The sequence below is a fragment of the Anoxybacillus ayderensis genome (assembly GCF_000833605.1).
GTDB lineage: Bacteria > Bacillota > Bacilli > Bacillales > Anoxybacillaceae > Anoxybacillus > Anoxybacillus ayderensis.
In genome coordinates this window covers 1-22,802 of sequence record NZ_JXTG01000021.1, presented here as the reverse complement: position 1 = coordinate 22,802, position 22,802 = coordinate 1, and the positions used below count along the sequence as shown (strand labels likewise).

The window sequence follows — 22,802 nt, the reverse complement described above, 5'->3', positions numbered from 1 at the left end:
GATTATTGAAATCTACAATTATACATACATGATGACGGAATGGGGGATTCACATGAGAGGACTACCAAAAGCGCAAGGATTGTACTGTCCGCAGTTTGAACATGATGCATGTGGGATCGGGTTATACGCTCACTTAAAAGGTGAAGCGTCTCATCATATTGTAAAGCAAGGCCTTCATATGCTACGTCAATTAGAACATCGTGGCGGTCAAGGAAGCGACCCGCAAACAGGTGACGGGGCTGGAATCATGATGCAAATTCCTGATGATTATTTTCGGGACGTTTGTTCGTTTTTGCTTCCTCCAAAAGGGCGTTACGGAGTTGGGATGATTTTCTTTTTTGAGCATAGCGAGCAAAAAAGAATGATGTTAGAACGTCAAATTTCTCATATCGTTTATGAAGAGGGACAAACGTTACTCGGATGGCGAGATGTACCTATTGATGTCGAAAAACTTGGAACATTAGCAAAACAAAGTCGTCCGTTCATTCGTCAGCTTTTTATCGCGGCAAGTGATGAAGTAACGGACGAACAACATTTTGAGCGAAAGTTATATGTCATTCGTAAACGAGCAGAAAAAGTCGTAAAAAACAATGAATATTATTTTGCGAGTTTATCCAGTCGCACAATCGTTTACAAAGGGCTAGTCACTCCGGAGCAATTAGATGCGTTTTATATCGATTTACAAGATGAGCGATTTCGTTCAGCGTTTGCACTCGTTCACTCGCGCTTTAGCACAAATACGTTCCCAAGCTGGGAGCGGGCGCATCCGAACCGTTATTTAATCCATAACGGAGAAATTAATACGTTGCGTGGCAATATTCATTGGATGATGGCGCGGGAAAAGCAATTTACGTCCCATGTTTTTGGCGAAGATTTACAAAAAGTACTTCCGATTTTAGATACGAACGGAAGCGATTCGTCCATGCTTGATAATGCGTTTGAATTTTTTGTGTTAGCAGGAAAATCGCTCGCTGAAACGGCGATGATGCTCATTCCTGAACCGTGGTATTGGGATGAAGAAATGGACGATCATAAAAAAGCGTTTTATGAATATTACAGCTGTTTAATGGAGCCGTGGGATGGTCCGACAGCAATCGTGTTTACGAACGGAAAACAAATTGGAGGGATTTTAGATCGGAACGGTCTTCGCCCGGCTCGTTATTATGTAACGAAAGATGACTATATTATTTTCTCATCGGAAGTCGGAGTTATTGATGTAGCGCCGGAAAATGTTTTGTATAAAGAACGATTAAGCCCTGGGAAAATGCTTTTTATTGATTTTGAACAAGGGCGCATTATTTCTGATGAAGAAATAAAAACGCAAATCGCCAATGAACGTCCGTATCGTCAATGGGTGGACGAACAAATCGTTTCAATTGACGAATTAACAACGGACGATGATGAACAATTGTTCGATGATCTCGTCACGAAACAAAAAGCGTTCGGGTATACGTATGAAGATGTCGAAAAAACGATCATTCCGATGGCGACAGATGGAAAAGATCCGACAGGGGCGATGGGAAATGACACGCCGTTAGCGGTTTTGTCCGATCGGCCACAAAGTTTGTTCAATTATTTTAAACAACTATTTGCGCAAGTAACAAATCCGCCGATCGATGCCATTCGTGAATATACCGTTACATCAACAGTGACGTTGCTTGGAAAAGAAGGGGATTTGTTAAATCCAGATGCATCAGCTGCTCGCCGCATTCGACTAGATAGTCCGATTATCACGAACAAACAATTAAGGGCAATTCGAATGAGTCCGTATCGCGAATTCGCTAGCGTCACGTTGTCAACGGTTTTTACAGACAACTTAAAAGAGGCGTTAGACGAATTATGTGAAGCGGCAGATGAAGCGATTGCTTCCGGTGTGACATTACTCATTTTATCTGATCGATCAATGGACGAACAACGTGTAGCCATTCCTGTCCTTCTTGCGGTTAGCGCGGTGCATCAACATCTTGTTCGAAAAGGGACGCGTACAAAAGTAAGCTTAATTGTCGAAAGCGGAGAGGCGCGTGAAGTACATCATTTTGCTGCGTTAATCGGTTATGGGGCAGATGCGATTCATCCGTATTTAGCGTTTGCGACTATTCGCGAAGCGATCGAAAAAGGAGTGCTTCATTCCACATACGAAAAGGCAGTAGAAACATATAAAAAAGCAGCGACGGATGGCGTTGTGAAAGTGATGTCAAAAATGGGTATTTCAACCGTGCAAAGCTATCGTGGTGCGCAAATTTTTGAAGCGATCGGTATTGGTGCGGATGTCATTGAGCAATATTTTACAGGAACAGCATCACAAATTGGAGGAATCGGTTTAGATGAAATTGCTCAAGAAGCAAAAATGCGCCATATGCAAGCGTTCGACACATCTTATGATCAAACATTAGATTCTGGAAGTGAATTGCAATGGCGTAAAAATGGTGAACATCATGCGTTTAATCCGAAAACGATTCATACGTTACAATGGGCGTGTCGAAAAAATGACTACGAACTATTTAAACAATACTCGAAAATGGCAAACGAAGAGCAAATCACATTTTTGCGCAACTTATTTACGTTTGATGAAACGCGCACACCGATTCCTATCGAGGAAGTAGAACCTGTGGAAGCGATTGTACGCCGATTTAAAACAGGAGCGATGTCATATGGTTCGTTGAGCGAAGAAGCTCATGAAACGCTTGCGATTGCGATGAATCGCATCGGTGGAAAAAGCAATAGCGGAGAAGGTGGGGAAGATCCGCGGCGCTATGTACGAGATAAAAATGGCGATTTTCGTCGCAGCGCAATTAAACAAGTTGCATCGGGACGATTCGGTGTAAAAAGTCATTATTTAGTCCATGCCGATGAGTTACAAATTAAAATGGCGCAAGGTGCAAAACCGGGAGAAGGAGGACAACTTCCCGCCAATAAAGTATATCCGTGGATTGGAAAAGTGCGTGGGTCTACGCCTGGTGTCGAGCTTATTTCGCCGCCACCGCATCATGACATTTATTCCATCGAAGATTTAGCTCAACTCATTTATGACTTAAAAAATGCGAATCGTCATGCGCGCATTAGTGTGAAGCTCGTTGCAAAATCTGGAGTTGGCACAATCGCAGCAGGAGTGGCTAAAGGTGGTGCCGATGTGATCGTCATTAGCGGATATGACGGTGGTACGGGCGCTTCGCCAAAAACGAGCATTAAACATGCAGGGCTTCCGTGGGAGCTCGGTTTAGCCGAAACGCATCAAACGCTTATGTTAAACGGATTAAGAGATCGTGTTGTATTAGAAACAGACGGAAAATTAATGACGGGTCGCGATGTTGTGATGGCCACATTGCTTGGTGCTGAAGAGTTTGGTTTTGCGACCGCTCCGCTTGTCGTTTTAGGGTGTGTCATGATGCGCGTTTGTCATTTAGATACGTGCCCTGTTGGTGTAGCGACACAAAATCCGGAGTTGCGAGCAAAATTTACAGGGAAACCAGAGCATATCATCAATTTCATGTATTTTATCGCCCAAGAAGTGCGTGAGATGATGGCGCAACTCGGTTTCCGCACGATCGAAGAAATGGTTGGACGAGTAGATGTATTAAAAATAAGCGAGCGGGCGAGACGACATTGGAAAGCGAAACATCTTGATTTATCACGCTTGTTGTATCAAGTGGACGGACCGAGAACGTTTTCTAAACCGCAAAACCATCGTCTCGATGAAACGCTTGATCATACAATTATTTTGCCAGCGGTAAAGAAAGCGTTAGAAGATAAAAAACCGATACAGTTACATGTCCCGATTCGTAACGTTCATCGCACGGTCGGTGCAATGGTAGGTAGCGAAATATCAAAACGATACGGAGAAGAAGGTCTTCCAGAAGATACGATTCGACTACATGTTCACGGTTCAGCCGGACAAAGTTTTGCGGCGTTTGTACCAAAAGGAATGACGATGACGCTCATCGGAGATGCGAACGATTATGTTGGAAAAGGGTTGTCAGGTGGAAAAGTAATCGTTCGTCCGCCACATGAAGCGGAGTTTGCATGTAGCGACCAAGTTATTATTGGAAACGTCGCGTTTTACGGTGCAACAAGCGGTGAAGCGTACATTCGCGGGCGAGCTGGGGAACGTTTTTGCGTTCGCAATAGCGGAGTTGTTGCCGTTGTTGAAGGTGTTGGGGATCATGGCTGTGAGTATATGACAGGCGGACGTGTCGTTATCCTCGGTTCTGTTGGGAAAAATTTCGCCGCTGGAATGTCCGGTGGCATAGCATACGTACTTGCTGATGACGATGCGTGGAAAAAACGCGCGAACCGTGAACTTGTTTTATTTGAGTCATTAGTCGACGAAAACGAAATACGAGATGTGCAACATATGATTATGAAACATTACGAATATACAGAAAGCCCGAAAGCGGCGTATGCGCTTGCGAATTGGGAACGAGTTGTGAAAGACATCGTCAAAGTCATTCCGAAAAATTATAAGCTTATGATTGAAACGATCGAGGCGCTGAAGCAACGCGGATTGTCGCATGACGAAGCGGTATTTCAAGCGTTTGAAACGGTTGCAAGCAAAAAAGATGTCGTCGCTGAAAAAGTTATCGAAGCGGTCGCAAAGTAAGCGATCGCTTCTGTAAAAAAAAGAAAGGGGGAGAACGATGGGGAAAGCAACAGGGTTTATGGAATATGTACGGGAGGAAGAAAAAAAGCGTGATCCGCTTTCTCGTTTACATGATTGGAACGAATATACGTTTCCGTTTTCAAATGAAACGTTAGCACGTCAAGGAGCGCGATGTATGGATTGCGGTACTCCTTTTTGTCATGTGGGAATGGAACTAAATGGCTTAACGTCAGGTTGTCCGATTCATAATCTCATTCCAGAATGGAACGACCTTGTATATCGTGGACGTTGGAAAGAAGCGTTTGAACGATTAGCAAAAACGAATAACTTTCCAGAGTTTACGGGACGTGTCTGCCCAGCACCGTGTGAAGGATCGTGCACCGTAGCGATTTCCGATCCGGCGGTGGCCATTAAAGGAATTGAGCGAGCAATCATCGACAAAGCATTCGCAGAAGGTTGGGTTCAACCGCGCATTCCGAACAAGCGAACAGGAAAAAAGGTCGCTGTGATCGGCTCAGGACCAGCCGGCTTAGCATGTGCAGACGAATTAAATCAAGCAGGCCATTTTGTCACTGTATACGAGCGTGCCGATCGTATAGGAGGATTATTAACATACGGCATTCCGAATATGAAACTTGGAAAAGATGTCGTCGAACGGCGTGTGCGCCTGCTTAGCGAAGAAGGAATTACGTTTATCACGAATACAGAAGTTGGAAAGCATATTACCGTCGATGAGTTACAGAAACAATATGATGCGGTTGTTCTTTGTGTTGGAGCGCAAAAACAACGCGATCTTGTTATAGAAGGACGCGAATTAGATGGCGTTCATTTTGCAATGGATTACTTAACCCGAACAACAAAATGGTTGTTGACCGGCGAAAAAGAAGAAACGTTTATTGATGCAAAAAATAAACATGTCATCGTCATCGGTGGTGGTGATACAGGAGCTGACTGCGTAGCAACAGCGCTTCGCCAACAGTGTAAAAGCGTTGTCCAGTTCGGCAAGCACCCCGCATTGCCGACTGATCGTGCAAGTGATAATCCGTGGCCACAATATCCCCTTATTTTTACCGTTGATTATGCATATGAAGAAGCGGAAGCGAAGTTTGGTACGGATCCACGTCAATATTGCATTCAAACGAAAAAAATTGTCGGTGATGATAGAGGGAACGTAAAAGAACTGCATACGATTCAAATGGAAAAAATAGTAGATGAACATGGGCGTATTGTATTTAAAGAAATTCCAGGTACAGAGAAAGTATGGCCATGTGACATCGTGTTGATTGCCATCGGTTTTGAAGGACCAGAGCCATCGCTTTTACAACAATTTGGAGTAGAAACAGGAAACAAAAAAGGAAAAGCGTCACGATACAAGACGAACGTCAAAGGGGTATTTGTCGCAGGTGATGCAAGACGTGGACAAAGTCTTGTCGTCTGGGCTATTCATGAAGGTCGGGAAGCAGCGAAGGAAATCAGTCGCTTTCTCTGTGACAAGTAAACGGATGCATCATCTCCTTTCATCACACATATATTGATGTATCATAAGAAAAAGGAGATGATTCATTTATCATTCCCAAATGTCCCTAACATTAAGCCGGACATTGATTTAGATGAAGAAGATGTGCTATCGTTATTGCTTGCATCGATCGCATTGGAAGAATTAAGTTTGGCACATATTATGAATGCCGAAGCAGAAAAGTTGCAAGCCGTGTTAGGCACCCTCACAACGAGTGCAAGTGGAACGAAAGCACAGACGCTTCATGATTTATTGAAAGTCAACCGATCTGTTGAGCGAACGTTACGTACCGTGTTAAAAAACCAAATGTTGCTTCAGTTTAAATTAGAGGATGTTAGCGACTTAATTCAACTCATTCATGAGCAAAAGCGAAAAAAGCATAAAGAAAAAGATAGTTGTGAACATTAATGTTTCTATGATCTCTTTTTCTACACTTTTGTAGAAAAAGAGATTTTTATTTTTAGAATTGTCATTTTATTTAAAAAAATGTTACAATGTTTAACAAGGTTAGAGAAGATGGAGGGATTTGATTTGCGTAGCGATATGATTAAAAAAGGATTTGACCGTGCGCCACATCGTAGTTTATTGCGTGCGGCAGGAGTAAAAGAAGAAGATTTCAATAAACCGTTTATTGCGGTTGTCAACTCGTATATTGATATTATTCCAGGACATGTTCATTTACAAGAGTTTGGGAAAATTGTGAAAGAAGCGATTCGCGAAGCAGGCGGCGTACCGTTTGAAATGAATACGATCGGAGTGGATGACGGTATCGCGATGGGACATATCGGCATGCGCTATTCGTTGCCGAGCCGTGAAATTATTGCCGATTCTGTTGAAACGGTCATTTCTGCGCATTGGTTTGATGGGATGGTATGCATTCCAAACTGCGATAAAATTACACCTGGTATGATGATGGCGGCGATGCGCTTAAACATTCCAACCATTTTTGTAAGCGGGGGGCCGATGAAAGCGGGTGTGACAAGCGATGGGAAAAAAATTTCGCTCTCTTCTGTATTTGAAGGAGTGGGGGCGTATCAAGCAGGAAAAATTGATGAAAAAGGGTTACAAGAACTTGAACAGTACGGCTGTCCGACATGTGGTTCTTGCTCAGGGATGTTTACAGCCAATTCGATGAACTGTTTAGCTGAAGCGCTTGGCTTAGCTCTTCCGGGTAACGGCACGATTTTAGCCATTGATCCGGCACGAAAAGAATTTGTGCGCCGTTCGGCTCAACAGTTAATGTATTTAATCGAGCACGATATTAAACCGCGTGATATCGTGACCGAAAAAGCAATTGATAACGCGTTTGCACTTGACATGGCTCTCGGTGGTTCAACAAATACGGTGCTACATACGTTAGCGATCGCGAATGAAGCAGGCATTCATTATCCGCTTGAGCGCATTAATGAAGTTGCGGCCCGCGTACCACATTTAGCAAAACTCGCTCCAGCATCAGATATGCATATTGAAGACTTACATGAAGCTGGTGGAGTGTCTGCTGTATTACATGAATTGTCGAAAAAAGAAGGTACGCTTCATTTAGATGCATTGACGGTGTCGGGAAAAACGCTTGGTGAAAACATTGCAGGGTGTGAAGTGAAAAACTATGAAGTCATTCGTCCAATTGACAATCCGTATTCAGAAACAGGCGGACTGGCTGTATTGTTCGGCAATTTAGCTCCAGATGGTGCAATTATTAAAACAGGTGGCATTCAAGGGGGAATTACACGCCACGAAGGACCAGCGATCGTATTTGACTCTCAAGAAGAAGCGCTTGAAGGAATTGCGGCAGGGAAAGTACAGCCGGGGCATGTCGTCATTATTCGTTACGAAGGACCAAAAGGTGGACCAGGTATGCCAGAAATGTTGGCACCGACATCACAAATTGTCGGGATGGGATTAGGGACGAAAGTAGCGCTCATTACGGACGGTCGTTTCTCCGGTGCTTCCCGTGGGCTATCGATTGGGCACGTATCACCGGAAGCAGCTGAAGGAGGCCCGATTGCATTTGTGGAAAATGGGGATCACATTGTCATTGATATTGTGAAACGAACAATTGATGTACATGTTCCAGAAGAAGAATGGGAAAAGCGAAAAGTAAATTGGAAAGGATTTGAACCGAAAGTGAAAACAGGATATTTAGCTCGCTACTCGAAGCTCGTCACGTCCGCCAGTACAGGTGGAATTATGAAGATTTAATTGATTTTGTCGAAAGATTGTTCATAGCATTGACACAGCCCACCGTTATAATAGGAAGTAACATGGTGATGGGGGGAGAGGAATGAATACGCAATTCATTGCCGGTCATGCACGATTGCCTTCAGGAATGGCGGCAAAAAGCGTGTTTGATACGTTGACGATTACAGCAGAAGTAGATAAAAAGTACGGTGTCATCGTGGATGCTTCTTGTACGTTAGCAACAGAACACGGCCGTGATTATGTAGCGCGATTGTTAAAAGGACATTCATTGAAAGATGGGATTGACGAGCCGCTTGCTCAATTACATGAAGGGTATTTAGGAAAAGCAAATCAAGCGTTATGCGCAGCATTAAAAGATTTGTATAAACAATATTGTAAACTAGAAGAAAAGATGCATTCAGAAAAATAGAAGGTGACACGAGCCACCTTCTATTTTTCTTCCCAAGCTGGAAGCATTTTTCGGAGCGGTTTATCTTGACGATAGCCAAGCACGTATTCCGCTTGCATAATTGTATGAATTTCGCGCGTTCCTTCGTAAATGACTGGCGCTTTTGAGTTGCGTAAATATCGCTCTACAGGATATTCATTGGAATAGCCGTAAGCCCCGTGAATTTGTACTGCGTCGTCAGCCGCCTTATTTGCAAAGTCGCATGCCATCCATTTCGCTAATGACGTTTCGCGCGTATTTCGTCTTCCTTTATTTTTCAAAAATCCTGCTTTATATACGAGCAAACGGCTCATTTGCAACCCTGCTTCCATGTTCGCAATCATTTGTTGCACGAGTTGATGGCGGCCGATTTCTTTTCCAAACGTTTTTCGTTCGTGACAATATTTCACACTTGCTTCTAAACAAGCCATAATTAAGCCGCACGCCCCAGCAGCAACGGTAAATCGTCCGTTATCGAGCGCAGACATCGCAATTTTAAATCCTTCTCCTTCTTCCCCGAGTAAATTTTCTTTTGGGACGCGGACATTGTCGAAAAACAGCTCACCTGTATTACCTGCACGAATGCCAAGTTTTCCTTTGATGGCACGTGATGAAAAACCAGGCATCGTCCGTTCAACGATAAAAGCAGAAATACCGCGATGTTTTTTTGATTTATCTGTGTAAGCAAAAACGATGAAATGGTCGGCAATGTCACAAAGAGAAATCCACGTTTTTTGCCCGTTTAAAATGTAGTCATCTCCATCGCGTACAGCGGTTGTGGAAATGGATGCGACATCTGAACCAGCGTTTGGCTCCGTTAGTCCGAATGCCCCAATTTTCTCCCCTTTTGCTTGTGGCACGAGATATTTTTGCTTTTGTTCTTCTGTTCCCCATTGAAGTAGTGTTAAACTATTAAGTCCGATATGGACAGAAACGGCTGTGCGAAACGCAGTATCTCCACGCTCAAGCTCTTCACATACGATGGCTAGTGAATTGTAATCCATTCCCATTCCACCATATTGCTCTGGAATGCATACGCCCATTAAGTTTAATTGTGCAAGACGTTTTAAAATGTTTGGATCGAAATAGCCTCGTTCATCCCATTCTTTTATGTGAGGTAAAATTTCTTTATCAACAAATTTTCTTACCGTTTGTCGCAACATTTCTTGTTCTGGAGTAAAATCAAAGTTCATCAAGTTTTTTTCCTCCTTTAATCAATAAATCGTTATGTTCCCCTGCAAGGGGTGGAGCAAATCGATATGTGACCGGTGTGTGTGAAAACTTTAACGGTGTGCCGACAAGTTTTAACATTCCAACATCTGGGTGATCCATGTGGATGAGCATGTTTCGTGCGTGCGTTTGTGCATGTTGAAACACTTGATCGAGCGTATGAACAGGGCCGCAAGGAATGCCTTTTTGTTCAAACAATTTCTGCCATTGCGCGCGCGTTTTCTTTTTTAATTCATCGTTTAGCCGACGATTTAGTTCATGACGATGAGCGACTCTACCGGCATTTGTTCGAAATCGCTCATCTGCACCAATCGATTGATCTTCTAGCAGTTCGCATAGTGCTTGAAATTGCCGATCGTTTCCGACGGCAACAACAAACAAACCATCGCTTGCTTCATATGTCGAATACGGAACGATGTTTGGATGATCGTTTCCTAACGGTTTTGGCACTTCACCGGACATGAGATAATTCGAAGCGACGTTTACAAGCGCACTAATGGCACAATCAAATAAACTTAAATCAATTTTTTGTCCGCTTCCTGTTTTTTGCCGAGCGATGAGTGCTGCTTGTACGGCGATCGCTGCATACAAACCTGTGAAGATATCTGTGACCGCCACGCCGACTTTTAATGGTCCGGATTGTTCTGTCCCGTTAATGCTCATCCAGCCGCTCATCGCTTGAATAATATAATCGTAGCCAGCTAAATGATGATACGGCCCTGTTTCACCAAATCCAGTAATTGAACAGTAGATGAGTTTCGGATTGATGGCGGACAAATCATCATACCCAAGCCCAAGTCGTTCCATCGTTCCAGTTTTAAAATTGTGAATGATAATGTCGGCTGTTTTCGAAAGTTGACGAATCGTTTCTTTTCCGCTTTCATCTTTTAAATTGACAGTTATGCTTCGCTTGTTTCGATTGACCGCTGCATAGTAGGCGCTCATCCCGTTTTGAAATGGTGGTCCCCAAAAACGTGTATCATCTGACCCTCCCGGTACTTCGATTTTTATGACATCTGCCCCGAGATCACCTAAAATCATTGTGGCGTATGGGCCAGCGAGAACGCGCGTCAAGTCAATTACTCGAATCCCATCTAAAGCTCCGGCCATTCGTTCACCTCCATTTTCGTAATAAAAAAACCAGTCCCCTCCTACAACGTACAGGAAAGGAACTGGCATAAACGATTCGAGCGTGCCTTTCGAAAAGAAAGTCGGTCGAATCGGAACAGTTCTTTAACAAAAAAAGTTACGTTGCTACCCGAAGCCAAACGGTCAGTTGTTTGGTGGGGCTAGCTATTTTCAGTATAAAACAACGCATTTATTTTGTAAATATTTTTTATTTTAAAAATAGTTTGACAAAATCAAAAAGATTGTCTTAAAATAAAAGCAAATAAGTAAAAACTGTGGAGCTTATTTTACTCGTCTGATCGGCGAGCAACGCATAAGCACCAGCCAGTTTAGTCATTGTGTCATCACGATGATTAAACTGGCTTTTTATTTGTCGAAGGAGGAGAGATCATGTCGAATTGGATGGAACGAAGAAGAGAAGCGGTTGCAAGAGCGCCATACAACGTGACGGAAATTTTTATTAAAGAAGCAAAAGGAGCGATCATTCGCGACATAGATGATCGCGAATATATCGACTTTGCGGGGGGAATTGGTGTACAAAACGTTGGACATTGTCACCCAAAAGTAGTCGCTGCCATTCAGCAGCAGGCGGCAGCGTTTATTCATCCATGTTTTCACGTGACGCCTTACGAATCGTACGTGTTGTTAGCAGAAAAATTAAATGAGCTAACTCCGGGTGATTTTCCGAAAAAAACGATTTTTTTAAATAGTGGTGCGGAAGCAGTGGAAAACGCCGTGAAAATTGCAAGAAAGTATACAGGTCGCCCGGCGATTGTGTCATTTACAGGTGGATATCATGGTCGGACGCTATTAACGATGTCGCTAACAAGCAAAGTGATGCCATATAAAAAAGGATTTGGTCCATTCGCTCCAGAGGTGTATAAATTTCCATATCCATACTATTATCGGGCAAACGGGCAAACGGCAGATGAGGTGGATGAACAGTTAATCGCAGCACTGCAACAGTTTTTTACTGCGGAAGTGGCACCTGATCATGTGGCCGCGATCATTATTGAACCTGTACAAGGAGAAGGTGGATTTGTCGTTCCATCGGCGAAATTTATGCAGGCGATTCGTCGCATTTGCGACGAGCATGGCATCGTGATGATTGCTGATGAAATTCAAACTGGTTTTGCTCGAACCGGGCGTATGTTTGCGATGGAACACTTCGGTGTAGCACCTGATTTAATGACATTGTCGAAGTCGATGGGAGCGGGTGTGCCGATCAGTGCAGTCGTTGGCCGAAGTGAAATAATGGATGCCCCTGAAGTTGGTCAGCTTGGTGGTACGTTTTCTGGAAGTCCATTGGCATGTGTAGCCGCACTCGCTGTTTTAGATGTCATTGAAGAAGAACAGCTTATTGTGCGTGCCCGTCATCTTGGTGAAAAAATGATGACGCTTTTACAAGAAATGAAGCAACAGTTTGACATCGTTGGCGATGTGCGCGGGCTGGGGGCGATGTGCGCGATCGAGCTTGTGACAGATCGCGAGCAAAAAACGCCAGCGAAAGAACAAACAGCATACATCGTTTCCCATGCATGGAAGCGCGGAGCGATCTTTTTAAGCGCTGGATTATACAGCAACGTTGTACGCTTTTTACCGCCGCTTGTGATGACCGATGAACAGCTAGAGCGTGGTTTTTCCGTTTTGCGTCAACTATTAGCAGAAGTACAACAAAAGGTGGTGAAATGATGCGTGAAGTGAAAAACTACATTGATGGTGAATGGACTGAAGGGAAAAGTGAAACGATTGAGCGATACAATCCAGCTGATCAAAAAGAGCTTGTTGCGACCGTGGCCGGTTCATCTGTTCATGATGTGAATGAGGCGGTGTTTGCTGCGGTGAAAGCAAAGAAAAAATGGGCGCAAACGGCTGCCCCAGAGCGTGGCGCGTATTTGCAAAAAGTCGCTCATTTATTTGAGCAATATGCGGATGAATTGGCGGAATTGGCTACGAAAGAAATGGGGAAGCGTTTTGTTGAAACGAAAGGAGAAGTATATCGTAGCGCAGCTATTTTACGTTATTATGCGGGAGAAGGGTTGCGAAAAGTAGGGGAAGTGTTACCGTCATTTGACGCAAAAAATTTATTTTTTACAAAACGTGTGCCTGTCGGGGTTGTAGCTGTCATTGCTCCGTGGAATTTTCCGCTAGCTATCCCGATATGGAAAATTGCCCCTGCCCTCGTTTATGGAAATACGGTTGTATTTAAGCCTGCACTAGAAGCAAGCGCTACAGGAGCTCGCATCGTTGAATTGTTTGCAGAAGCAGGCTTACCTCCAGGAGTTTTAAACTTTGTTGTCGGCCGTGGAAGCACGATTGGTGATGCCATTGTCGAACATAAAGATGTCGATGCGATTACGTTTACAGGCTCGAATGCGATTGGTAGTGAAATTGCAAAAAAAGCAGCAGCTCGTGGGGCGAAATATCAACTTGAACTCGGTGGAAAAAATCCAGCTATCGTTTTAAAAGATGCAAATATCGAATTTGCGGCACGACTCGTTGTAGAAGGAGCGATGAAACAAACGGGGCAACGTTGTACGGCAACGAGTCGCGTATTTGTTGAGAAAGAGATTATCGATGTATTTCGAACGCATGTAATGGAACAGGTGAGACGTATTCGAGTTGGAAATGGAATGGACGAACAAGTGACGATGGGGCCGGTTGTCTCGAAAGGACAATTTGAAACGGTTCAGCGCTATATCCATATTGGAAAACAAGAAGGACGGCTGCTTATTGGAGGGGGAGCGAGCGATGATGTGGGCTGGTATATTGAGCCAACTGTATTTGATTCTGTTTCTCATCGCGCCATTATTGCGACGGAAGAAATATTTGGCCCTGTCTTATCGATTGTAGAAGCGGCATCCATTGATGAAGCGATTGAAATGGCAAACGACAGCATTTATGGCTTAAGCGCGTCGCTATTTACAAACGATGTATCGAAAGCGCTTTACTTTATTGAACATATCGAGGTGGGAATGGTGCAAGTGAACGGCGAGACAGGCGGTGCGGAACCGCAAGCACCGTTTGGCGGGATGAAGCAATCAAGCTCAGGTACGCGCGAACAAGGGCAAGCGGCCATCGAATTTTTTACCGCGTATCAAACGATTTCTATTCGGCCACATCCAAATATGTGAAAGGGGCAACTGAATGGGTCATAAAACGATTTCATTTGTGTATACATGATACAAAAAGAAAGGAGGGCTTGTAGTGAATGCAGCGGAGGCGATCGTTCAATGTTTAAAAAGCGAAGACGTTTCCCATGTCTTTTGTGTACCAGGGGAAAGTTATTTACCGATTCTTGATGCCCTTTTTTCTGAGAAAACGATCCAACTCATTTCTGCTCGTCATGAAGGCGGCGCCGCATTTATGGCAGAAGGATATGCGAAAGCGAGCAAAAAAGTCGGTGTGGTGATGGCGACAAGAGGGGTAGGAGCAACAAATGCCGCCATCGGTATTCATACAGCAAGACAAGATTCGACGCCAATGGTTGTATTGTTAGGACAAGTTGCACGGGCGTTTCGAGGACGCGAAGGCTTTCAAGAAATAGATGTTGAAGCATGTTTTCGTCCGATAGCCAAATGGGCAGTAGAAATTGACGATGCACAAAGATTGCCTGAGTTGTTGACACGGGCGTTTCGAATTGCTCAAACAGGAAGGCCTGGGCCCGTTGTCGTTGCGCTTCCTGAAGATGTTCTTCATGAACAAGTCGATCATGTGACGTTTTCAAAAACGATTGTTCCAAAACCAGCACCGAACGAGGAGGATATTCAACGCATTGAGCAGTTGTTGCAGTCAGCGAGGCGACCGATTGTCATTGCGGGCGGAGGAATTATATGGTCAAAAGCAATCGATACCCTTCGTTTATTTGCGGAAAAATGGTCACTTCCCGTCATGTCTTCTTTTCGTCGGCACGATGTATTTCCAAACAATCATCCTCTTTATGTTGGTCATCTTGGTTTAGGGACACAACGAGCGATCATTGAAACGGTGGAACAAGCAGATGTTGTTTTAGCCATCGGTACGCGCTTGTCAGAAGTGACGACACAAGATTATAAGTTATTATCGACGCAAAAACTTATTCATATCGACATCGATTACGATGTCATCGGTGTCACGTATTCTCCACATATTGGCGTTGTTTCTGATGCGAAAGAAGCGTTAAGTCGGTTGTTAAATATTCAACTTCAGCCATCATGGACAGATTGGGTACAAGAACGGCGGGAAACATACGAACGAGTTTCATCACTTCCGTCCATAAAACGGAATGTAAACGAAGAAATGATCCACACCCTTCAACATCTTCTCCCATCCGAAGCGATCATTACAAATGATGCGGGCAATTTCGCAAGTTGGCTCCATTCATTTTTTCAATTTCAGCAACATACATATATTGGGCCAACATCAGGAGCGATGGGATACGGATTACCAGCAGCCATTGGTGCAAAATTAGCAAATCCACATCGTCCCGTCGTTTCATTAAGTGGAGATGGCGGGTTTATGATGACGATCCAGGAGCTAGAAACAGCCGTTCGATACAACATTCCTGTCATTAGTGTGGTGTTTAACAATCAAATGTATGGAACGATTCGCATGTATCAAGAGCTTCGTTATCCAAAGCGCGTTATCGGGACAGATTTAAGCGATATATCGTTTGCAAGTATAGCGCGTTGCTTCGGAGCTGATAGTATGCGTGTAGAAACAGGAGAACAATTTTCATCCGCGTTTACTACAGCACTCCAAAACAATAAGCCAACCGTGATTGAAGTCATGACAGATCCGAACGTATTATCTCCATTTTTAACAATGGAACAGGCGAGGGGAGGAAAACAATGAAAGTATTAAACTATATAGACGGGCGATGGGTGTCATCGGTCAGCAATCAGTTTGTGCCGATTGTGAATCCTGCGAATGGTGAGTGTATTGGAGAAGTGACGATATCAAACGAACAAGATGTCGAACAGGCGGTGTTGGCGGCAAAACGAGCCCAAAAAGCATGGGCGCTCGTTCCAGCCCCAAAACGAGCTGAAGTGCTTTATAAGGTGGGCATGTTACTACAAGAGCGAAAAGAACAAATGGCTCGCCTATTAACGATGGAGATGGGAAAAGTGATTGAAGAAGCACGTGGAGAAGTACAAGAAGGAATTGATATGGCGTTTTACATGGCAGGGGAAGGGAGACGATTATTTGGCGATACGACCCCGTCGGAGTTGCCGAATAAGTTCGCAATGAGCGTCCGTGCGCCGATTGGTGTCGTCGGATTAATCACCCCTTGGAACTTTCCAATCGCCATCGCAACGTGGAAGGCATTTCCTGCGATCGTTACCGGCAATGCAGTTGTTTGGAAACCAGCGCTAGAAACACCGATCATGGCACAGCAACTTGCGCAAATATTTGAGGAGGCAGGCTTACCAAACGGTGTATTTAATGTTGTACATGGACGAGGTTCTGTTGTTGGTGAAGCGCTTGTCGAGCATCGTGATGTAAAAGTCATTTCGTTTACAGGATCCAATGAAGTTGGCCGGCGCATTGCGGAAATGTGCGGGCGTCATTTGAAAAAAGTATCGCTTGAAATGGGTGGGAAAAATGCCATTATCGTCATGGATGATGCAGATATAGCGCTTGCTGTAGAAGCCATCATATGGAGTGCTTTTGGTACATCAGGCCAGCGTTGTACTGCGTGCAGTCGAGTTATCGTTCATGAACATGTAAAAAAACAAGTGGAAGAACGGTTACTCGCAGCGATAAGCACATTAACGGTTGGAAACGGACTAGAGGAAGGAGTGAAAGTCGGACCAGTCATTAATCAAGATGCGTTACAAAAAATTCACCATTACGTTCAAATCGGAAAAAATGAAGGGGCAACGTTACTTGCAGGTGGGTATATGCTGCAAGATGAGCCATACAAAGGTGGATTTTATTACGCTCCAACGTTGTTCACAAACGTTACACCGATGATGCGGATTGCGCGGGAAGAAATTTTCGGTCCGGTCACATCAATTATATCCGTTCGCAGTTTAGAAGAAGCGATTGAAGTGAATAACAGCGTTGATTATGGGCTTTCTAGTGCTATTTTTACACGAGATATTCATCGAGCGTTTACGGCGATGCGTGATTTCGATACAGGAATTGTATATGTGAATGCAGGAACAACAGGGGCAGAAATTCATTTGCCTTTTGGTGGAACAAAAGGAACAGGCAACGGACATCGTGATTCAGGTGTCGCAGCACTCGATGTATTTACGGAATGGAAAAGTATTTACGTTGACTATAGTGGCAAATTACAACGCGCCCAAATTGATGTGTGAAGGAGGTTAGACGATGAATGTCATTGTTCTTGGAGCAGGTTTAATGGGAAAAGAAGCGGTGCGAGATTTAATTGAACAGCAAGGGGTATTATCGGTGACACTTGCGGATGTCGATGAGGAGAAAGCGAAAAACGTTCAACGTTCGTTGGAATCAGAAAAAGTGAAAGTGAAGCGAGTGGATGCAGCGAATGATCAAGAACTGCAGGCTGCGATGCATGGGCATGATGTAGCCATCAATGCACTGTTTTATACGTTTAACGAAAAGGTAGCGAAAGCGGCTATTGAAACGGGTGTACACGCAGTAGACTTAGGTGGGCATATCGGACATATGACAGATCGTGTCCTCGCTTTACACGAACAAGCAAAACGAGCAGGCGTTACGTTAATTCCAGATTTAGGTGTTGCCCCAGGAATGATTAATATTTTAACAGGATATGGAGCGAGTCAACTGGATCGCGTTCATACCATTAAATTATATGTTGGCGGTATTCCTCTTCGGCCAGAACCGCCGCTTGGATATAATCACGTCTTTTCGCTTGAAGGTTTACTCGATCATTACACCGATCCATCCTTAATTATTCGTAATGGACAAAAGCAACAAGTACCGTCTTTATCAGAAGTTGAAACGATTTATTTTGAGCGTTTTGGACCGCTTGAAGCGTTCCATACATCAGGAGGAACATCGACGTTGCCGCGCTCTTACCCGCATGTAAAATGTTTGGAATATAAAACGATTCGCTATCCTGGCCATGCAGAAAAATTTCAGCTTCTTGTCGATTTACAATTCACGCGTCGAGACAACGAAGTAGAAGTCAACGGAGTGATCGTACGTCCGCGTGACGTATTGTTAAAAGTGCTTACGCCACTTTTAGATTTAAAAGAAAAAGACGATGTTGTCTTGTTGCGCGTAATTGTGTCGGGAGAAAAAGATGGGAAAGAAAGAACGTACGAGTACGAAATGGTGACAGAAAAAGACCGCCAAAAACAAGTCACGGCAATGGCGCGTTCAACGGCATATACGGTTTCTGTCGTTGCACAAATGATTGGTGACGGAACGATTCAAAAGCGCGGGGCATATCCACCTGAACAAATCGTTCCAGGAGATCGCTATATTGAAGAAATGGTTCGTCGCGGTGTCGCCATTCGAGCGACTATTCGTTGAAATTGTGAACAAAATGGTAAATTTTCTGATTGTTATGACGAGGGATTTGTTTATTATGCTAGAATATGTATATATTAGGTTTGGAGGTGAACATATGCTACATATTGTAGCTTGTATTAAGCAAGTGCCAGATACGAAAATTATTAAAATGAACCCGAAAACGAATACGATGGACCGTGCGAGCGCCCCTGCTATTTTAAACCCGTATGATGCGCATGCGGTAGAAGAGGCTGTTCGTTTAAAAAAGAAGTACGGTGGAATCGTATCTGTTTTAACGATGGGTCCTCCACCAGCAGTCAAAGCCATAAAAAAATGTATCGAGCTCGGGGCTGATGAAGGGTATATGATTTCAGACCGAGCATTTGCTGGAGCGGATACGCTCGCTACAAGCTATGCGCTTACAAAGGCGCTCGAAAAAATCGCCAAACATCGTCCGATTGACCTCATCATTTGTGGAAAAATGACGATCGATGGGGATACGGGGCAAGTCGGACCTGGCATTGCACGTCGTTTAAACATTCCTCCTCTAACTGGTGTAAACAAAGTTGTTGAAGTGAATAAAGAAAAAGGGTATGCGATCGTTCATCGCAAATTAGAAGATGGTTATGAAGTGGTGAAATCGCAATTACCTTGTTTGTTTACTGTCGAAAAAGACATCAATGACATCTCCTTCGCACCATTGCCAAACATGATTAAAGCCGCACGATATCAACCAACGATTTGGACTGCAGACGACTTAGAAGATGTTGACCGCAAACAACTAGGATTGAAAGGATCTCCAACGATTGTATCAAAAGTATGGGCACCACCGAAGCCAGAAGGTGGAAAAATATTAACAGGAACAAAAGAAGAGCAAGTGAACGAACTGTTGTCTATTATACTTGAGAAAAAAGAGCTTTTTTCATAGGGGGAGTAGCGCATGAATTTCGATGATTATCGGGGGATATGGATATACATTGAAGTGAAAGACGGGCAAATTGCTCCTGTATCGTTAGAATTATTAGGAGCAGGACGGGTGCTAGCAGATAAACGTAAAACAGAGCTCGCAGGAGTTTTCATTGGTAGTGGTGTAAAAGCACTTGCCCCAACACTTTTTCAATATGGTGCAGACGTTGTATATGTATATGATGATCCAATTTTTGAACATTACCGAACAGAACCATACATGCGCGCTTTGCTTGATTGTTGCCATAAGCATAAACCAGAAGTCATTTTATACGGGGCGACGCCATCTGGAAAAGATTTGGCGAGTGCCATCGCAACTGATTTACCGACAGGATTAACAGCGGATACGACAATACTTGATATTGAAGAAGATACAGGGTTACTGTTAGCGAGCCGCCCAGCGTTTGGCGGAAATATTATGGCGACGATTTTATGTAAAAAATATCGTCCACAAATGGCTACTGTTCGTCCAAAAGTGATGAAAGCGCTACCGCCAGATCCGTCGCGTACAGGTCGAGTGGTTGAGGAGCATATTGAGTTACACGAAGAAGAAATGCGGACGAAAGTGTTACAGATTGTGAGAGAGACAGCGAAAAAAGTGCGTATTGACGAAGCGGACATTGTTGTGGCTGGCGGAAAAGGGATGGGGAGCAAAGAAGGGTTTCAGCTCATTCATCAGCTGGCAGAAGTGCTTGGCGGTGCAGTTGGGGCGAGCCGTGACGTCGTGGAGGCAGGATGGATTGACCATCATCACCAAGTCGGACAAACCGGCGTAACCGTCACGCCAAAAATTTATTTTGCGATCGGTATTTCTGGTGCAATTCAGCACGTCGTCGGCATGCAAAACTCGGATCTCATTATCGCTATTAATAAAGACCCGAACGCTCCGATTTTCCAATCATGCCATTACGGTATTGTCGGCGATGCGTTTGAAATCGTCCCGCTTTTAATTGAACGATTGAAAGAAGAAATTCCGAAGATAAAAGCAGCTGCCGATGTAAAGGAGGAGATCCGCCATGCCTGAAAAATTTGATTGTATCGTTGTTGGTGCAGGCCCAGCTGGAACGGCTTGTGCCTATGAACTAGCAAAAGCAGGGGTTAACGTGCTACTTTTAGAGCGCGGCGAATACCCAGGAGCGAAAAACGTCATGGGCGGTGTATTGTACCGAAAAATGATGGAAGACATTATCCCAGAGTTTTATAAAGAAGCACCGCTAGAACGCCCGATCGTCGAGCAGCGATTTATGATGATGGATAAAGAATCGGCGGTGACGTTTAGTTACAAAGGATTAGAATGGGGACGGGAGCCGTATAACAATTTTACCGTATTGCGTGCCAAATTTGACCAATGGTTTGCCGAAAAAGCGGTCGAACAAGGAGCACTGCTCGTTTGTGAAACGGTAGCGGTCGAATGCATCGTTGAAAACGGTCGCGTCGTCGGTGTCCGCACAGACCGACCAGATGGCGACATTTATGCCGATGTAGTCGTGTTAGCAGACGGTGTCAACTCCCTTTTAGCGAAACAGCTTGGGTTTCATCGCGAATGGCGACCAGATGAAGTCGCTTTAGCGACGATGGAAATTTTAAAACTAGATAAAAACGTGATTGAAGACCGCTTTAATCTTGAAGCCAATCAAGGCTGTACAATTGAGATTTTTGGTGATGCGACAAAGGGGATTTTAGGAACAGGATTTTTATATACGAATAAAGATACGCTTAGCATCGGTGTCGGTACGCTTTTATCCGGATTAATTAAACATAAAATCAAGCCGTATGAGCTACTTGAGTATGTGAAAAACCACCCGATGATTCGTCCATACATTCAAGGGAGTGAACCTGTCGAATATTTAGCGCACTTAATTCCAGAAGGTGGTTATCATTCCATTCCGAAAGTGGCAGGCAACGGGGTGCTTGTTGTTGGGGATGCGGCACAGCTTGTCAATGCGATTCATCGCGAAGGTTCCAATATGGCGATGACGTCCGGTCGGTTAGCGGCAGAAACAATCATTATGGCAAAAGAGCAAAAAGACTTTTCGGAAAGCATGCTTGATCAATACCGAATGAAACTGATGGAAAGCTTTATCGGGCAAGACTTGAAAAAATATAAAGATGCGACCCATCATTTTGAATCGTTCCCACAATATTTTGAGCAATACATCCCGATGCTCAACCGCGCAACAAGCCAAATGTTTACGGTGGATGGGGCATCGAAATGGGAAAAACAGAAAAAAATTTGGCGTGATCTTGGCTCAACGAAACAAAAGTTTAAGCTGGCACGCGATATGATGAAAGCATGGAAGGTGATGAAATGATGAAGGCGCAAACGATTGAAGAGAAGCAATATTTAGTCCGCTTTAACGCGGATACGAAATCGCATCTTCACGTGCTTGATGACAACATTTGTTTAACGAAATGTCCCGATAAAATTTGTACGATTTTTTGTCCAGCAGCTGTTTATAAATGGGAAGAAGTTCGGATGCACGTTGGCTATGAAGGCTGTCATGAGTGCGGCAGCTGTCGCATTGGCTGTCCGCACGAAAACATTCGGTGGGAATATCCACGCGGTGGTCATGGCATCGTCTTCCGTCTAGGGTGATCGCCATGTTTCACATCGGAGATTGCGTCGTCTATCTGGATGGAACGAGAGGCATTGTGCTAGAAGTAACCGATGACCGTTGCCACGTCTTATGGGAAGATTACTTCGTCAGCTGGGAGAAAAAAGCGTTATTAACAGTCGATGAAGAGCTAACAAAAAAACAAACGATTCGCGGTTCTTCCCATGTGAGCCACCCTTTATCGTAGGGTGGTTTTTTGTTTCTTTATACCCGTGGTGCTAGATAAAATCGAGTAAGCATAAAAATAGCCCTTGCTTGTGGATCTCCTGTAGAATGAAAGTGCGATCCAACATTCGAAAGGAGAATCCCTATGCAAGAGCACTTTCATTTTACTACAGATCAAGCAAAGATTCAAAAACAATATGCAGCCATTTTCTTTTTTGTTTCTGCCCAGCTGTCACAAATTCAATTCTATCTTCAACGTCGCAATCGTCATTTGGCGAAACAAGAAGACGCGGTGATCATTGCCATTCATCTTTTAGGAAAGTTGCTTGGCTTCTCTTCCGAGCGTGCATGGCATCGCTTTGTTACTGGGAACCTGTTCACTGATAGACATTTTCTCGAACGTTCTCGATACAATCGCCGTTGCCGAGCGCTGCGCCTTGCGATCAAGTGGATTCGTCATGAACTAGCGAAACGTGGTCAACACCATGCCTATGCGGTAGTAGATAGCATGCC

17 protein-coding genes and 1 pseudogene are annotated in these 22,802 nt (G+C 44.1%); 16 read left to right on the top strand and 2 right to left on the bottom strand.

Features of this window, described 5'->3' with window-relative positions; all coding sequences use genetic code 11:
- Window positions 1-52 precede the first annotated feature (52 nt).
- From gltB to JV16_RS12885, 5 genes are all read left to right on the top strand, one after another.
- Complete coding sequence (gene gltB, locus JV16_RS12905) at window positions 53-4,597, top strand: glutamate synthase large subunit (protein WP_042536211.1); 4,545 nt, start codon at window positions 53-55, stop codon at window positions 4,595-4,597.
- Window positions 4,598-4,634: 37 nt separating this feature from the next.
- Window positions 4,635-6,095, top strand: coding sequence for a glutamate synthase subunit beta (locus JV16_RS12900; RefSeq protein ID WP_021095286.1), 1,461 nt, complete (start codon window positions 4,635-4,637; stop codon window positions 6,093-6,095).
- A 57-nt stretch (window positions 6,096-6,152) separates the two neighbouring features.
- The gene (locus JV16_RS12895; RefSeq protein WP_042536196.1) at window positions 6,153-6,521 is read left to right on the top strand and encodes an alpha-helical endospore appendage domain-containing protein; all 369 of its coding nucleotides are present in this window, start codon (window positions 6,153-6,155) and stop codon (window positions 6,519-6,521) included.
- A gap of 78 nt (window positions 6,522-6,599) precedes the next feature.
- Window positions 6,600-8,312 (top strand): dihydroxy-acid dehydratase, encoded by a 1,713-nt coding sequence (gene ilvD / locus JV16_RS12890; RefSeq protein ID WP_042536194.1) that lies wholly within the window; start codon window positions 6,600-6,602, stop codon window positions 8,310-8,312.
- Window positions 8,313-8,394: 82 nt separating this feature from the next.
- Complete coding sequence (locus tag JV16_RS12885; protein WP_042536192.1) at window positions 8,395-8,721, top strand: DUF3870 domain-containing protein; 327 nt, start codon at window positions 8,395-8,397, stop codon at window positions 8,719-8,721.
- A gap of 20 nt (window positions 8,722-8,741) precedes the next feature.
- Here JV16_RS12885 and JV16_RS12880 read toward each other — a convergent pair whose 3' ends face one another.
- Both JV16_RS12880 and JV16_RS12875 read right to left on the bottom strand, forming a co-directional pair.
- On the bottom strand, window positions 8,742-9,932 hold the full coding sequence (locus JV16_RS12880) for an acyl-CoA dehydrogenase family protein (RefSeq protein WP_042536190.1): 1,191 nt from the start codon (window positions 9,930-9,932) through the stop codon (window positions 8,742-8,744).
- A complete protein-coding gene (locus JV16_RS12875) occupies window positions 9,922-11,079 on the bottom strand; it encodes a CaiB/BaiF CoA transferase family protein (RefSeq protein ID WP_042536188.1) in 1,158 nt (385 codons plus the stop codon). Before JV16_RS12875 ends, JV16_RS12880 begins: the two co-directional genes overlap by 11 nt.
- 408 nt (window positions 11,080-11,487) lie before the next feature.
- On the opposite strand from JV16_RS12875, the gene gabT reads away from it, so the two are divergent.
- The 11 genes and pseudogenes from gabT to JV16_RS12820 all read left to right on the top strand — a co-directional run.
- The gene (gabT, locus tag JV16_RS12870; protein ID WP_021095281.1) at window positions 11,488-12,789 is read left to right on the top strand and encodes a 4-aminobutyrate--2-oxoglutarate transaminase; all 1,302 of its coding nucleotides are present in this window, start codon (window positions 11,488-11,490) and stop codon (window positions 12,787-12,789) included.
- Complete coding sequence (locus JV16_RS12865; RefSeq protein ID WP_084220377.1) at window positions 12,789-14,231, top strand: aldehyde dehydrogenase family protein; 1,443 nt, start codon at window positions 12,789-12,791, stop codon at window positions 14,229-14,231. Before gabT ends, JV16_RS12865 begins: the two co-directional genes overlap by 1 nt.
- A gap of 73 nt (window positions 14,232-14,304) precedes the next feature.
- Window positions 14,305-15,930 carry a thiamine pyrophosphate-binding protein gene (locus JV16_RS12860; RefSeq protein WP_042536184.1) on the top strand — a complete coding sequence of 542 codons (1,626 nt, stop codon included), beginning with the start codon at window positions 14,305-14,307 and terminating at the stop codon, window positions 15,928-15,930.
- Window positions 15,927-17,402: an aldehyde dehydrogenase family protein gene (locus JV16_RS12855; RefSeq protein WP_042536182.1), complete on the top strand. Its 1,476-nt coding sequence runs from the start codon at window positions 15,927-15,929 to the stop codon at window positions 17,400-17,402. Before JV16_RS12860 ends, JV16_RS12855 begins: the two co-directional genes overlap by 4 nt.
- A 13-nt stretch (window positions 17,403-17,415) precedes the next feature.
- Window positions 17,416-18,564, top strand: coding sequence for a saccharopine dehydrogenase family protein (locus JV16_RS12850; protein ID WP_021095277.1), 1,149 nt, complete (start codon window positions 17,416-17,418; stop codon window positions 18,562-18,564).
- Window positions 18,565-18,658: 94 nt separating this feature from the next.
- The gene (locus tag JV16_RS12845; protein WP_021095276.1) at window positions 18,659-19,471 is read left to right on the top strand and encodes an electron transfer flavoprotein subunit beta/FixA family protein; all 813 of its coding nucleotides are present in this window, start codon (window positions 18,659-18,661) and stop codon (window positions 19,469-19,471) included.
- 12 nt (window positions 19,472-19,483) lie between these two features.
- Complete coding sequence (locus JV16_RS12840; protein ID WP_042536180.1) at window positions 19,484-20,533, top strand: electron transfer flavoprotein subunit alpha/FixB family protein; 1,050 nt, start codon at window positions 19,484-19,486, stop codon at window positions 20,531-20,533.
- Window positions 20,526-21,821 carry an FAD-dependent oxidoreductase gene (locus JV16_RS12835; protein ID WP_042536178.1) on the top strand — a complete coding sequence of 432 codons (1,296 nt, stop codon included), beginning with the start codon at window positions 20,526-20,528 and terminating at the stop codon, window positions 21,819-21,821. The genes JV16_RS12840 and JV16_RS12835 overlap by 8 nt, the downstream gene beginning before the upstream one ends.
- A complete protein-coding gene (locus tag JV16_RS12830) occupies window positions 21,803-22,105 on the top strand; it encodes a ferredoxin family protein (RefSeq protein WP_012574872.1) in 303 nt (100 codons plus the stop codon). The genes JV16_RS12835 and JV16_RS12830 overlap by 19 nt, the downstream gene beginning before the upstream one ends.
- 5 nt (window positions 22,106-22,110) lie before the next feature.
- Window positions 22,111-22,311, top strand: coding sequence for a hypothetical protein (locus JV16_RS12825; protein ID WP_019417794.1), 201 nt, complete (start codon window positions 22,111-22,113; stop codon window positions 22,309-22,311).
- A gap of 123 nt (window positions 22,312-22,434) precedes the next feature.
- Window positions 22,435-22,802: pseudogene (locus JV16_RS12820) on the top strand (IS982 family transposase); the annotation flags it as partial.

Bases quoted from the DNA above. Each gene is read 5' to 3' on its own strand.
- JV16_RS12855 (WP_042536182.1), top strand. From the start codon at position 15,927: ATGAAAGTATTAAACTATATAGACGGGCGATGGGTGTCATCGGTCAGC.
- JV16_RS12835 (WP_042536178.1), top strand. From the start codon at position 20,526: ATGCCTGAAAAATTTGATTGTATCGTTGTTGGTGCAGGCCCAGCTGGA.
- gabT (WP_021095281.1), top strand. From the start codon at position 11,488: ATGTCGAATTGGATGGAACGAAGAAGAGAAGCGGTTGCAAGAGCGCCA.
- JV16_RS12830 (WP_012574872.1), top strand. From the start codon at position 21,803: ATGGAAGGTGATGAAATGATGAAGGCGCAAACGATTGAAGAGAAGCAA.
- JV16_RS12865 (WP_084220377.1), top strand. From the start codon at position 12,789: ATGCGTGAAGTGAAAAACTACATTGATGGTGAATGGACTGAAGGGAAA.
- JV16_RS12895 (WP_042536196.1), top strand. From the start codon at position 6,153: ATGATTCATTTATCATTCCCAAATGTCCCTAACATTAAGCCGGACATT.
- gltB (WP_042536211.1), top strand. From the start codon at position 53: ATGAGAGGACTACCAAAAGCGCAAGGATTGTACTGTCCGCAGTTTGAA.
- JV16_RS12825 (WP_019417794.1), top strand. From the start codon at position 22,111: ATGTTTCACATCGGAGATTGCGTCGTCTATCTGGATGGAACGAGAGGC.
- JV16_RS12875 (WP_042536188.1), bottom strand. From the start codon at position 11,079: ATGGCCGGAGCTTTAGATGGGATTCGAGTAATTGACTTGACGCGCGTT.
- JV16_RS12840 (WP_042536180.1), top strand. From the start codon at position 19,484: ATGAATTTCGATGATTATCGGGGGATATGGATATACATTGAAGTGAAA.
- JV16_RS12885 (WP_042536192.1), top strand. From the start codon at position 8,395: ATGAATACGCAATTCATTGCCGGTCATGCACGATTGCCTTCAGGAATG.
- JV16_RS12845 (WP_021095276.1), top strand. From the start codon at position 18,659: ATGCTACATATTGTAGCTTGTATTAAGCAAGTGCCAGATACGAAAATT.
- ilvD (WP_042536194.1), top strand. From the start codon at position 6,600: ATGTTACAATGTTTAACAAGGTTAGAGAAGATGGAGGGATTTGATTTG.
- JV16_RS12850 (WP_021095277.1), top strand. From the start codon at position 17,416: ATGAATGTCATTGTTCTTGGAGCAGGTTTAATGGGAAAAGAAGCGGTG.
- JV16_RS12900 (WP_021095286.1), top strand. From the start codon at position 4,635: ATGGGGAAAGCAACAGGGTTTATGGAATATGTACGGGAGGAAGAAAAA.
- JV16_RS12880 (WP_042536190.1), bottom strand. From the start codon at position 9,932: ATGAACTTTGATTTTACTCCAGAACAAGAAATGTTGCGACAAACGGTA.